This window comes from Arthrobacter sp. GW822-FHT05G07 (assembly GCF_058799755.1).
Map to the genome: position 1 here is coordinate 233,694 of NZ_JBXALT010000001.1, position 12,620 is coordinate 246,313.

13 protein-coding genes are annotated in these 12,620 nt (G+C 62.3%); 8 read left to right on the plus strand and 5 right to left on the minus strand.

Annotated elements, in window-relative coordinates; translation table 11 throughout:
* Position 1 precedes the first annotated feature (1 nt).
* Positions 2-937, plus strand: a complete 936-nt coding sequence (locus tag AC1RJY_RS00965; protein ID WP_498600966.1) for a lipid II:glycine glycyltransferase FemX — start codon at positions 2-4, stop codon at positions 935-937.
* Between the two features lie 300 nt (positions 938-1,237).
* Here the strand turns inward: AC1RJY_RS00965 and glpX are convergent, their stop codons facing one another.
* Positions 1,238-2,260, minus strand: coding sequence for a class II fructose-bisphosphatase (glpX, locus tag AC1RJY_RS00970; protein ID WP_011774031.1), 1,023 nt, complete (start codon positions 2,258-2,260; stop codon positions 1,238-1,240).
* Positions 2,261-2,460: 200 nt separating this feature from the next.
* On the opposite strand from glpX, the gene AC1RJY_RS00975 reads away from it, so the two are divergent.
* The 5 genes from AC1RJY_RS00975 (at position 2,461) to AC1RJY_RS00995 (ending at position 7,858) form a co-directional block, all read left to right on the plus strand.
* A complete protein-coding gene (locus AC1RJY_RS00975) occupies positions 2,461-3,162 on the plus strand; it encodes a DUF4245 domain-containing protein (RefSeq protein ID WP_238324547.1) in 702 nt (233 codons plus the stop codon).
* Positions 3,163-3,232: 70 nt separating this feature from the next.
* The gene (locus AC1RJY_RS00980) at positions 3,233-3,847 is read left to right on the plus strand and encodes a carbonic anhydrase (RefSeq protein WP_011774029.1); all 615 of its coding nucleotides are present in this window, start codon (positions 3,233-3,235) and stop codon (positions 3,845-3,847) included.
* 87 nt (positions 3,848-3,934) lie between these two features.
* Entirely contained in the window at positions 3,935-5,362 is a 1,428-nt protein-coding gene (locus AC1RJY_RS00985; RefSeq protein ID WP_498600967.1) for a class II fumarate hydratase, read from the plus strand.
* A gap of 142 nt (positions 5,363-5,504) precedes the next feature.
* Positions 5,505-6,191: a TetR/AcrR family transcriptional regulator gene (locus tag AC1RJY_RS00990; RefSeq protein WP_498600969.1), complete on the plus strand. Its 687-nt coding sequence runs from the start codon at positions 5,505-5,507 to the stop codon at positions 6,189-6,191.
* Positions 6,188-7,858 (plus strand): MDR family MFS transporter, encoded by a 1,671-nt coding sequence (locus tag AC1RJY_RS00995; protein ID WP_498600971.1) that lies wholly within the window; start codon positions 6,188-6,190, stop codon positions 7,856-7,858. Before AC1RJY_RS00990 ends, AC1RJY_RS00995 begins: the two co-directional genes overlap by 4 nt.
* 2 nt (positions 7,859-7,860) lie before the next feature.
* On the opposite strand, the gene AC1RJY_RS01000 is transcribed toward AC1RJY_RS00995, so the two are convergent.
* The 3 genes from AC1RJY_RS01000 to AC1RJY_RS01010 form a co-directional block, all read right to left on the minus strand.
* On the minus strand, positions 7,861-8,337 hold the full coding sequence (locus tag AC1RJY_RS01000) for an NUDIX hydrolase (protein ID WP_498600973.1): 477 nt from the start codon (positions 8,335-8,337) through the stop codon (positions 7,861-7,863).
* Positions 8,338-8,341: 4 nt separating this feature from the next.
* Positions 8,342-8,659: an META domain-containing protein gene (locus AC1RJY_RS01005; RefSeq protein ID WP_143711619.1), complete on the minus strand. Its 318-nt coding sequence runs from the start codon at positions 8,657-8,659 to the stop codon at positions 8,342-8,344.
* Positions 8,660-9,012: 353 nt separating this feature from the next.
* Positions 9,013-9,564, minus strand: coding sequence for a prepilin peptidase (locus AC1RJY_RS01010; RefSeq protein ID WP_498600974.1), 552 nt, complete (start codon positions 9,562-9,564; stop codon positions 9,013-9,015).
* Positions 9,565-9,625: 61 nt separating this feature from the next.
* Between AC1RJY_RS01010 and AC1RJY_RS01015 the strand changes: the two genes are divergently transcribed.
* A complete protein-coding gene (locus AC1RJY_RS01015) occupies positions 9,626-10,387 on the plus strand; it encodes a hypothetical protein (RefSeq protein ID WP_051024918.1) in 762 nt (253 codons plus the stop codon).
* A gap of 32 nt (positions 10,388-10,419) precedes the next feature.
* Entirely contained in the window at positions 10,420-11,073 is a 654-nt protein-coding gene (locus AC1RJY_RS01020; RefSeq protein WP_498600976.1) for a GNAT family N-acetyltransferase, read from the plus strand.
* A 107-nt stretch (positions 11,074-11,180) separates the two neighbouring features.
* Here the strand turns inward: AC1RJY_RS01020 and phoH2 are convergent, their stop codons facing one another.
* Complete coding sequence (gene phoH2 / locus AC1RJY_RS01025) at positions 11,181-12,575, minus strand: RNA 5'-3' helicase PhoH2 (protein ID WP_043469923.1); 1,395 nt, start codon at positions 12,573-12,575, stop codon at positions 11,181-11,183.
* Positions 12,576-12,620 lie beyond the last annotated feature (45 nt).

Here is a 12,620-nt window from a genome sequence, read left to right on the forward strand (position 1 = left end):
CATGGAGTTTTTCCTGCAAACGCCCGCATGGGCGGCTGTCCAGCGTTCCCTGGGACGCCGTGTCCATGAGCAATCCGGGCCCGGTTGGAGTTTCCTCGCCATTGAGGAGAAGAACCCTGCCGGCAAGGTGATTTACGCCCCCTACGGCCCCGTGGCGGAGTCCGTGGAAGCTTTCGACGCCGCCACTGCGGCCCTGGTGAGGCTGGCCAAGGACCAGCATGCGGTGTTCGTGCGGATGGAGCCCGCTGCGGCAGGGTTTACAGCGTCCGACGCCGATGCTCTCCTTCGTGCCCGCGGCTTGCAGCCGGCGCCGGTCAACCAGCAGCCGGAGCTCAGCTGGATCGTTGATCTCGAGGGTGACTTCAAGGATGTCCTGGCCGGTATGAAACCGACCAACAGGAACCTCTACCGGAACATCCATAAGAAGGGCGTGACATTCCGCGCCTCCCAGGATCCCGCCGATATCTCGGTGCTCCTGCATTTCCTCCACCTGACAGCTGCCCGGAACGGCTTCAAGCCCCAAAGCGACGAGTACCTTACCCAGGTGGCCGCCTCGCTCCTGCCCAACGGTGCTGGAACACTGTTTATTGCGGAGCTTGAGGGCGAACCGATCGCTGCTGCCTTCGCCTATGACTCTGCTGATACCCGCGTGTACGCCCACGCAGCCTTGGATGACACCCACCGAAGACTCAGTGCAGGAATCCCCCTCCTGGTGACCTTGATGGCTGACGCCAAGGAAAAGGGACTCAAACACGTGGACCTCTGGGGCGTGGCACCCGAAGACCAGCCGGACCACAAATGGGCGGGCTTCACCGCATTTAAGAAGTCATTCGGAGGCCGCGAAGTCTCCTACCCTGGCACATGGGACCTGCCGGTCAACAAGCTCCGCTACGGTGCATACCAACTGGCACGGAAACTCCGCGACAAACTGCGCTAAGCCTTTTCCCGCGATCCACCTGTACCTCCACCACCCACTTTGAGCCGGGGGCACTCTGACACGCCGTGCATCAAGGCATGTCGGCAGGGTTTCCAAATCAAAGTTGGTGGTGAAGGCACACCTCGCGCTCTGCCCTACCCACCCCACAACAGCGCGAAGCCGGAAGACCGCGGCACCATCGCATCCGGACAGCGAAAAGCGCCCTCTCGCGTCAGCGGCATCAAATCGACGAGGTACGAGGAGATAGCCGCAGAGCGATAGGGCGCTTTTCGCGTCAAAGACGCGACAGCAATGGGGTGGTTACGGCTTGCGCGCGTATGTCTCCCATTTGGATGCGTGGTGCTCGGCCTCTACGAAGCGGACCGTGCCGGACTTGGAGCGCATCACGATGGACTGCGTCATGACGCGGTCCTTCTGGTAGCGCACGCCGTGGAGAAGATCGCCGTCGGTGATACCGGTTGCTGCGAAGTAGCAGTTGTCGGAGGTGACGAGGTCGTTGGTGGACAGGACGCGGTCGAGGTCGTGTCCGGCGTCGATGGCCTTCTGCTTCTCTTCGTCCGACGTCGGCCACAGGCGGCCTTGGATGACACCGCCGAGCGACTTGATGGCACAGGCTGCAACGATGCCTTCCGGCGTGCCGCCGATGCCCATGAGGGCGTCAACGCCGGTGCCGGAGCGTGCTGCTGCGATGGCGCCGGCCACGTCGCCGTCCATGATGAACTTGGTGCGGGCACCGGCTTCGCGGATTTCTTCCACGAGCGGACGGTGGCGGTCGCGGTCCAGGATCATGACGTTGAGCTGGTTGACCTTGACGCCCTTGGCCTTGGCGATGAGGTGCAGGTTTTGCTTGACGGGCAGGCGCAGGTCCACCATGTCGGCGGCTTCGGGGCCGGTGACGAGCTTCTCCATGTAGAACACGGCGGAGGGGTCGAACATGGATCCGCGCTCAGCAACTGCCAGAACTGCGAGGGCGTTGTTGATGCCGAGAGCGGTCAGGCGGGTTCCGTCGATGGGGTCGACGGCGACGTCGCACTCGGGACCGGTGCCGTCACCAACCTGCTCGCCGTTGAACAGCATGGGGGCTTCATCTTTTTCGCCTTCACCGATGACCACAACGCCGTTGAAGTGGACGGTGTGAAGGAACGAACGCATGGCGTCGACGGCGGCGCCGTCTGCCTTGTTTTTGTCGCCGAAACCTACCCAGTGGCCACCGGCAATTGCCGCGGCTTCGGTGACACGGACGAGTTCAAGCGCAAGGTTGCGGTCGGGTTCGTCGATGCCGACGGCGAGCGACGGCGAAATCGTGGAATACTGCTGGGTCATTGGTGCAGGAGACACTTGAACCTCTTCTTCGAGTGACGATTCACGGGACCGGACATGGTTGCACGGGGCAACCCGGGGTTCCTCTATCAACGATCATAGTCGCCGCGTGGTCAGTGAGTCGTTGGATGACCACGCGCCGCTATACCGGCGGTGAGGTTGCCGGATGTGTGTTCCCCGCTGGGATAAGGGATCATGGAGGGGTGAGTGAAACGCAGGACAAGCCCGCAGCGGAGAACCAATCTGACGCTGCAGCGGCCAAGCAAAACGATGCCCAGGCAGCCCCGGATGCCCCCTACAAACCCGTCATCGCGGCGAAAGCCGCCAAGCGGGCCAACGCTTCGGTCATCGGCATGGTCATTGCGCTGCTTGTCTGTGTGCTGGCTTTCCTCCCCATCGTTTTGATGAACCCGGCTCCCAAAGGTGAGGGTTTCAGGCCCGATGTTGATGTAGCGGCCATCGCCCGCAATGCCACAGGTGTGGCAGGATTCACACCGGTCACCCCGGATACGGGCGACACATTCAAGCCCAACTACGCGCGCTGGGAGTCCGGTACCGGAAGCGGGGTTCCTACGTGGGAGATCGGTTTCCTGACTCCCAAGGAAAACTTCATTGGCCTCACCCAGACCAACCAGGCGAACGCCACGTGGGTTCTGCAGCAGACGGAGAACCTTCCTGTCACCGGCACCCGCAGCGCGGGCGGCCAGGAATGGGAGCTGAGGGACTCCGGCAAGGAAAAGCGCGCCATGGTCTTGGAGTACCGGGGTACCACCCTCATCCTGAGCGGCACCGCAAACCTGGATGAGTTCGCAACGCTGGCGGCTGCGGTGGTTAAGTCCGCAGAGCAGGCTCCACCTGCAAGCGCACCGGCTACTGCGTCTCCTTCCGCGCAGCCGTCCGCCTGACTCCGGTTCTCCGACTTATGAGGCGCAACAGTTTCACAGACTGCCGTGTGCGCGTCGTAAAGTAAGGCTCGTGCCTACTTACCTGACTCCAGCCTTGGCGTGGCGCCGTCTCCGCGAAGGCAACGAACGTTTTGTTTCCGGCGAATCCCTGCACCCCAACCAGGATGCTTCGCGACGATCTTCACTCATTGAGAATCAGAATCCTTTTGCCGTGATCTTCGGATGCTCGGATTCACGGCTCGCTGCAGAAATCATTTTTGACCTGGGCCTCGGTGACGCCTTCGTGGTGCGCACCGCCGGACAGGTCATTGACGACGCGGTTCTGGGTTCCCTCGAGTACAGCATCAGCGAACTCCGGGTTCCGCTGATTGTCATCCTCGGCCATGACAGCTGTGGTGCCGTGAAGGCCACCAAGGCCGCCGTGGAAACGGGTGAAATGCCTCCGGGTTTCATCCGCGACCTCGTGGAGCGCATCACTCCCTCCGTCCTGACGGCCAAGCGCAACAGCCAGGAAGACGTCAACGACATGGTGGTGGAGCACGTCAAGCAGACGGCCGCCCGTCTTGCTGACAGCTCGCGTGTGATTTCCGACGCCATCGACGACGGCCGCGTTGCCGTCATCGGCCTGTCGTACAAACTCGATGAGGGCCGCGCGGCCCTCGTTTCCGGGATCGGCAAGCTCTAGGAAGCCGTGCTCCGGCCTCAGCGCCGGAGCACGTAGCACTCTCCGCCGGGTTTTCTGTGAGGCGTCCAATCGCCATAAGCTAGCCCCATGACTTCCACCACTGAGTTCCGTATTGAACATGACACGATGGGCGAAGTTCGCGTCCCCGTGAACGCCCTGTACCGCGCCCAGACGCAGCGTGCTGTGGAGAACTTCCCGATCTCCGGCAAGACGCTTGAGCGCACACACATTGAGGCCCTGGCCCGCGTGAAGAAGGCCGCCGCACTGGCGAACGCCGAACTGGGGGTGCTCGATGGTGAGCTCGCCGAGGCTATCGCCGCCGCTGCCGATGAGGTTGCCACCGGTAAGTACGACGGCGACTTCCCGATTGACGTTTTCCAGACCGGCTCGGGCACTTCTTCCAACATGAACACCAACGAGGTCATCGCCGAGCTTGCATCGCGCGCCCTCGCGGCCGCCGGGAGCGACAAAGTTGTCCACCCGAACGACCATGTGAACGCTTCGCAGTCTTCCAACGATGTGTTCCCGACCTCCGTGCACGTTGCCGCCACCTCGGCCCTGATCAACGACCTGATCCCGGCGCTGGAGTACCTTGCAGCTTCCCTGGACCGGAAGGCCGTGGAGTTCAAGGACGTCGTCAAGTCCGGACGTACCCACCTCATGGACGCCACCCCGGTAATGCTCGGCCAGGAGTTCGGCGGTTACGCTGCACAGGTCCGCTACGGCATCGAGCGAATCAACGCAGCACTCCCCCGCGTTGCCGAAGTTCCCCTGGGCGGCACCGCCGTGGGCACCGGCATCAACACCCCGGCCGGTTTCCCGGAGCGCGTCATCGAACTGCTGGCAGCTGACACCGGCCTGCCGCTGACAGAGGCGCGCGACCACTTCGAGGCACAGGCAAACCGCGACGGCCTCATCGAAGGTTCCAGCCAGCTGCGCAACATCGCGATCTCCTTCATGAAGATCAACAACGACCTCCGCTGGATGGGATCCGGCCCCAACACGGGCCTCGGCGAAATTGCCATTCCGGACCTTCAGCCGGGCTCCTCGATCATGCCGGGCAAGGTCAACCCGGTCATCTGCGAAGCGTCCATCATGGTCTGCGCCCAGGTCATCGGCAACGACACCGCCATCGCCTGGTCCGGCACCAACGGCGCGTTCGAACTCAACGTTGGCATCCCCGTCATGGCTGCCAACCTCCTCGAGTCCATCCGCCTGCTGGCCAACACCAGCCGTGTCATGGCCGACAAGATGATCGACGGCATCACCGCCAATGTGGAGCGCGCCCGCTTCCTGGCCGAGGCTTCCCCGTCCATCGTGACGCCGCTGAACAAGTTCATTGGTTACGAGAATGCCGCCAAGATCGCAAAGATCGCCGTCAAGGAAGGCCTGACCATCCGCCAAGCCACCGAGAAGCTCGGCTTCGTCGGCGAGGGCGAAGGCAAGGTTACCGAGGCCGACCTCGACAAGGCCCTTGACGTCACCACCATGACGTCTCCCGCGCACAAGGCCTGACTTCTGGTCTAATACCCAAAGCACGACGACGGCCGGTACCTTTCGCACGAAAGGTGCCGGCCGTCGTCGTACCCGGAAGGTTTGTACAGCGACTTCCACACTCTTTTTGCACTTTGACCCCAAGAGTGCAAAACTTTACTCTGTGAGCAATAGTGCAAATACTGATGGTGGCCTCCGCGAGCGCAAGCGCGCTGCCACGAGGACGGCGATCACCGCTGTCGCGCGTTCCATGACAGCGGCGCATGGCCTGAGCGGTTTCACTGTTGAGGAGGTCTGCGAAGAGGCGGGGATTTCGCGCCGGACCTTCTTCAACTACTTCCACTCCAAGGAAGACGCCGTGATCGGTTCGTTCTCGGATGAGCTGCCCGAAGAAGCACTGGAGGCGTTCAACCGGAACCCTTCCCGCACGCCGGACAGCATCTCCGGGTCCCTCCTCGCAGCTCTGCACGTGCTCACCGTGACCCTCATGGAGCGCTCATCCATCAGCCGTACCGAGGTCCAACAGTTCATCGCGGCCATTACGGCCGAACCGCAACTCCTGGCACGGCTCACCCTCGAAGGGGAAGCCCGCGAACGGCAATTCGCCGCACTGGTAGCCGCGCGCGAAGGGCTGGATCCGGGGCACCCCGAAGTCATGACAGCAACTGTGTTGTTCGGGGCAGTGTCCAAAAAGACAGCACAGCAGTTCTTCTCTGAGGACAATGAGCGCCCCTACCGCGGGATCCTCGAACAGAACCTCAACGCCGCACGGAAACTTTTTGCCCAGCCGTTGGCCACGAACCACCAACTGGGCCCTAACCCCCTTGAGACCTCGAAGGACCCCGCATGAGTACACTCTCGAAGGCAGCTGAACCGCTGCTGCTGACCCAGAAGCGAATCTGGATCATCTTCTCGGCGCTGATTGCAGGCATGCTGCTGTCCAGCCTCGACCAAACCATCGTCTCCACTGCCATGCCTACCATCGTGGGCAAGCTGGGCGGCGTTGAGCACCAGGCATGGATCACCACTGCCTATCTCCTGGCAACCACCATCGTGATGCCCATTTACGGCAAGTTCGGTGACATCCTGGGGCGTCGAAACTTGTTCCTTGTGGCCATCGCTTTGTTTACGCTCGCGTCCGTGGGCTGCGCTTTTGCCACTGATTTCTGGGGCTTCGTGATCTTCCGCGCCATTCAGGGCCTGGGCGGCGGCGGACTCATGATCCTCTCGCAGGCCATCATCGCCGACATCGTTCCGGCCAAGGAGCGCGGCAAGTACATGGGCCCGTTGGGCGCCATCTTCGGTCTCTCCGCTGTGGCCGGACCCCTGCTGGGTGGGTTCTTTGTGGACCACCTGACCTGGGAGTGGGCTTTCTACATCAACATCCCCATTGGCATCGCCGCGTTCATCACCGCCTGGTTCACCCTGACTCTGCCTAACAAGAAGGCCGAGAAGAAGATCGACATCCTCGGCGTCCTGTTCCTCTCCGCTGCCACCACGTGCCTCATCTTCTTCACCGACTTTGGTGGCAAGAAGGACGAAGGCTGGGACTCGCCACTTACATGGGCGTTTGGCGCCGGCATGGTCCTGGCGGCCTTCGCCTTCGTGATGGTTGAACGTCGCGCCGAGGACCCCATCATTCCGCTGAGCCTGTTCAAGAACCCCATCTTCATCAACGCAACGGCCATCGGCTTCACGCTGGGCCTGGGCATGTTCGCGGCCATCGCCTTCGTTCCCACGTTCCTGCAGATGTCGTCCGGAACCTCGGCGGCTGAATCCGGCCTGCTGATGCTGCCCATGATGGTTGGCCTGATGGGCACGTCCATCTACTCCGGTATCCGAATTTCCAAGACCGGCAAGTACAAGATGTACCCCATCCTGGGTGCAGCGCTCACCATCGCTGCCATGCTGTGGCTGACCACGCTCGCAGCTTCCACCCCCATCTGGGTCATCTGCGTCCAGCTCTTCATCTTCGGTGCGGGCCTTGGACTGATCATGCAGGTCATCGTCCTGGTGGTGCAGAACTCTGTTCCCGCTGACCAGATCGGTACGGCGACCAGCACCAACAACTACTTCCGCGAGGTAGGTGCATCGCTGGGTGTCGCCGTCTTTGGAGCAATCTTCACCAACCGCTTGGCCGAGTCTCTCACCGGGGCCTTCACAGGTGCCGGGGCCTCTGCCGAGCAGGCTTCGCAGTCCACCAGCACGCTGGACCCCCAGGCGTTGGCACAGATGCCTGAACAGCTGCGCGATGCGATCGTCAACGCCTACGCCAATTCACTGGCACCGGTGTTCTGGTACCTGGTTCCGTTCATCGCCATCGCGCTGATCCTGGCCATTACTCTGAAGCAGATCCCCCTCTCCGATACCGCCGGCATGGTGGCACGCGGTGAGGCTGTGGGCGGCGAGGAAGCTGACCGTCTCGAGGCAGAGCGACTGGAGACTGCGCGTTTGGAAGCCGATCTGCTGGCGTCGGAGGGATTCGACAAGGATCGTGCTGACGCGGGACGCCAGTAACGCTAGTCCTCCACTTGGTACGCCACGGGGCCTTCGGGCTCCGTGGCGAGCCTGATGGCTTCAAGATTTCCGGCGCTCATGTCCGGAAGCTCGTCCAGCGCGAACCACCCGACGGCCAATGATTCGTCATCGTTGACTTGGGCTTCGCCGGACACGTAACGGCAGCGGAACGTGATGTCCAGGAAGTCGCAGACGTCGCCGTTGGGGAACGTCACCGGCCCCACAACCCCGACGCCGATGATGCGCTCGGTCTCGGCCACCACCGCTGTTTCCTCGAAGATTTCCCGCACGAGCCCGGGCGCAGGATGTTCTCCCGGTTCCAGCATGCCGGTGATGAGTGTCCAATGGCCGTTATCGGCACGCTGGCCCAACAACACCCTGCCTTCGTCATCAAACACCACTCCCCGCACAGCCGGCAGCCAGAGGGGGTCGTTGCCGATCTTTTCCCGTAGTCTGAGCACAAATTCGGGTGCACCCATGGTGTCAGCTTTCCTTAAGTTCGATGGTGGCGTGTGAATTGCGCAAGGTGAGCGTATCGCCGTCCAGCTTCCACTGAACAGGCTGTTCAAAGAGCTGCTCTGTCCAGGCCTGGTAGTCGTCCGTTGGCTCCTGGCAGCCCCTATCGGAGACCATCCTCCACAGCTGCGTCAGGACATCGTTCTGCACCGAAACTGCTACCTGGAGATAATTGCACGGTGTGTGGACGAAAAGGGTCCACTCACCGTTGGCCTTCCTGGAACTCACCGTGAGCGGGTCTGTTCCGAGCCACGCCACCTCTCCCGTGGCATCGGTTCCCCGCACGGACGTAAACTCGGAACAGCCCAGCGGGCCGCCTTCACAGGGTGTCAAGGGCATCTGCGTCGGGTCTGGCTGTTGCTCAGTGCCCGGTTGTTGCGTCATCCCCGGTTGTATCCCGGATCCCGAGGTCACCCCAGGATCGTTGACTGCTTGCCCGCATCCGGTCAGCAGGACGGCACAGGAAATGGACGCTCCAAGCAAGAAACCCAAGCTGTTCCGTCTCACTGCACCCTCCAACGCCCTCAACCACGTCCGAACACTCGCTGGGCTAAGCATGACCCAGCCCGGTGAACGCCGAGAATACGGGGAGCGTTGCAATTTGGCCGCAGTTGGGCCGGGACGAGTGGTGACTGGCTTCACGCAGGAAGGATCAGCATTGCGGCAGCCGCGCCCGCCAGCATGAACGGGCCGAACGGGATGGCCGAGCGCAGCGTGCCTCGCCGGGCCACCAGGATACCCAGGCTCCACAGCCCTCCCAACAGGAAGGCCGCAAACGTCCCGGCAAAAATGTGGCTCCACCCCAGGTAGCCCAGATAGAGGCCCAGCACTCCGGCCAGCTTCACGTCACCGAAGCCCATCCCCGGCGGGTGAACGAGCCGCAGCACAAAGTAGAACAGCCAGAGCACGGCACCGCCGGCAATCACACCCAGGCCGGGCACACCAAAGAGCACAGCCCCCGATGCACCCTCCGTGGGTGCATCGGCGAAGTACGCCAGTAGTGCCGCAGCCAATAACAGCACTCCAGCCACCGCATAGGAAGGGAACACAATCCGGTTCGGCAGCAGGTGGCTCCGGATATCTATCACCGTGAGCCGCACTGCCATCACCATGAAGTACAGGCACGCGGCCGCCACGAGCCAAAAGCCGAGCGGGCTGTCCGTCCAGAGGTCTGAGAGTCGTCGGATCACCTTCGGATGCTATCCCGCTTTGGCGATCCGGCCCGCTTGAACGCGTGGGTAAACTGTGGATATGGGGCGCTATAGTGCAGCTGGACCGGGTTTTGACTTGTCCTCCACATTCCGCAATCTTTGCCGTTCTTCGCCGTGGAAGTGGACCAGCCTCCGCTTCGAGTACCTTGAACGGCCCGCGTCCGGGGCCACCATGGTCCGGGCCTGGCTCAGGCGCCCGGGTGCACTTCGCCTCGAGACCCCGGACGGCCAACTCCTGCACAGCACCACCGGCATCAACGATTCCCGGGACGATCTTTACGTCAGTGCCACACGGCGTTCGTGGCTACTTCCGGCTCATCTTGTGACGCCCGTTTATGACGACGCCGGCCTGGTCCGCCGGCGTCCCGAGGCCGCCTACGGTGAGCCCTCCTTTGGTAACGGTCGCCTCGCCGCCGCACTCGATCCCGTGGAACTTGCCGGCAACGCACCTGTCCCTTTGGAGTTTCCTGACACCAATCCCGTCTTCCTCGAACAAACCCGTGAGGTGGACCATGAGGGGCGCCCGGCTTTGGAAACCATCGTCACACCAAGCCGGACGTACGTTCCCTCGGACCCAACTGAACCCTTGGCGCACTCCGGCCGGACAATGATCAGGATCGACACCGGCACCGGCGTTTGTGTCGCCAGCGAAAGCCTGGACGGAGACTCCGCAGGCAAAGGCCACTGGCTCAGGATCCTTGCAGTGGACGAGTACATGCTGGACGACCTTTTCCTTGCGGAATCGATGAACCTCACGGACGTCCGGCGCCACATCTCATGGGATATCGGCCCGGCCGCCTGAGAGCTACCCGCCATCCGGGCTAAGCTACGGCGATGACATCGCTGGCAGAAATATGGCCCCCGTTCGGACTCACCCTCACCACCCCGAGGCTGACCCTCCGTCCCGTTCTTGACGACGACATCCCTTCAGCCGTAGCGGCGGCCCGCTCCGGCGTGCACGAACCCGGAAGGAGCCCGTTCAGCATGCCGTGGGCAGAACTTCCAGACGACGAACTCGCCCCGAACATGGCCCAGTGGTATTGGCGCTGCCGTGCCAATTTCACGAAGGAATCCTGGACCCTCCTCCTCGGTGTCTGGCACGAGGACGACCTCCTGGGCGTTCAGGACATCGGTGCCAAGAACTTCCACACCCTCAAAACAGTCAGCACGGGCTCATGGCTCAAGCGGTCCGCGCAGGGCCAGGGCTTCGGCAAGGAGATGCGTGCCGCCGTCGTAAGCTACGCCTTCGATTACCTGGACGCGGAAGTAGCCGAGTCCGAGGCAGCTGTCTGGAACCAACAATCCCTGGGCGTCTCCACCGCCCTGGGCTACGAACTCAACGGCATCTTCCGCGATGGCTGGGGCGAAAAAGTGGAAACGGTCCAAAGAGTCCACCTCACCCCCACCACCTTCAAACGCCCCGCCTGGACCCTCAAAGTCCAAGGCCACGAAGGTCTAAAAACCTACCTCAAGCTCCAGGGGTCATGACAGTACGGCGAGCAAGGCGAAGGCCAGGCATCCGGCAGCGTGCGTCAAAAGCGAGGAACGAGCTAGCACGCAGAGGATGTCTGGCCTTCGCCTTTCGTGCAGCGAGGTTAGATCTCCGCCCCTTCGAGCAACTCCGTCACCAGGGCAGCAATAGGCGACCTCTCGGACCGGGTCAGCGTGATGTGCCCGAACAGCGGATGTCCTTTGAGCGTCTCCACTACTGCGGCCACGCCGTCGTGCCGTCCTACCCTGAGGTTGTCGCGCTGGGCGACGTCGTGGGTGAGGACGATCTTGGAGTTTTGTCCGATGCGGCTCATGACGGTGAGGAGCACGTTTTTCTCGAGTGACTGTGCTTCGTCCACGATCACGAAGGCGTCGTGGAGTGAACGTCCGCGGATGTGGGTCAGTGGGAGGACTTCGAGCATGCCCCGGTCCATGACTTCTTCCACGACTTCCTGGCTGACGAGTGCCCCGAGGGTGTCGAACACTGCTTGCGCCCAAGGGTTCATTTTTTCGGATTCGGAGCCGGGGAGGTAGCCGAGTTCCTGGCCGCCTACTGCGTAGAGGGGGCGGAACACAACTACTTTGCGGTGTTCCCGGCGTTCCAGGACGGCTTCCAGGCCCGCGCAGAGGGCTAGCGCGGACTTGCCTGTGCCTGCGCGACCACCGATCGAGACGATGCCGACGGCGGGGTCCATGAGGAGGTCGATGGCGAGCCGTTGTTCTGCTGAGCGTCCGTGGAGTCCGAAGACGTCGCGGTCGCCTTTAACGAGCCGGACTTGTTTGTCTGCCCCTACCCGGCCGAGGGCTGAGCCGCGGTTGGAGAGGAGAACGAGTCCGGTGTTGACGGGGAGTTCCGCGGCTGCGGGGATGAAGGCTGGTTCGTGGCCGTAGAGGGTGGTGATTTCTTCTTCGGTCGCGTCCACTTCGGCCATGCCGGTCCAGCCGGAGTCTTTGACGAGTTCGTTTCGATATTCGTCGGCGTGGAGCCCCATGGCGGAGGCTTTGACGCGCATGGGGAGGTCTTTGGAGACAACCGTGACGTTGTGGCCTTCGTTGGCCAGGTTTTTGGCGACGGCCAGGATGCGGCTGTCGTTGTCGCCTCCGCGGAATCCTGCGGGGAGCACCTCCGGTGAGATGTGGTTCATTTCCACCCTGAGGAGTCCGCCGTCTTTCCCGATGGGGATGGCGTGGTCCAGTCCGCCGTGTTCGATCCTCAGATCATCAAGGAGCCTTAGGGCTTTTCGGGCGAAGTAGCCCAGTTCGGGATCGTGGCGTTTTCCTTCCAGTTCGCTGATGACCACGATGGGGACGATGACTTCGTGTTCGGCGAAGCGCAACAGTGCGTGTGGATCGGATAGCAGGACGGACGTATCGATCACGTAGCTGCGGCCTGTGGCGGACGTTGTGGTCCGCGCTTTTTGTGAGACCCGCTTGGCGCGAGAGGTAGCTGCACTTTCCCCGTCGGAAACCATTGCGGGCAGTTGCTCAGAAATAGCCACATCGACTCCAGCCCCGGGCAGTTCGCCCGGCCTAATGGTGAAGCG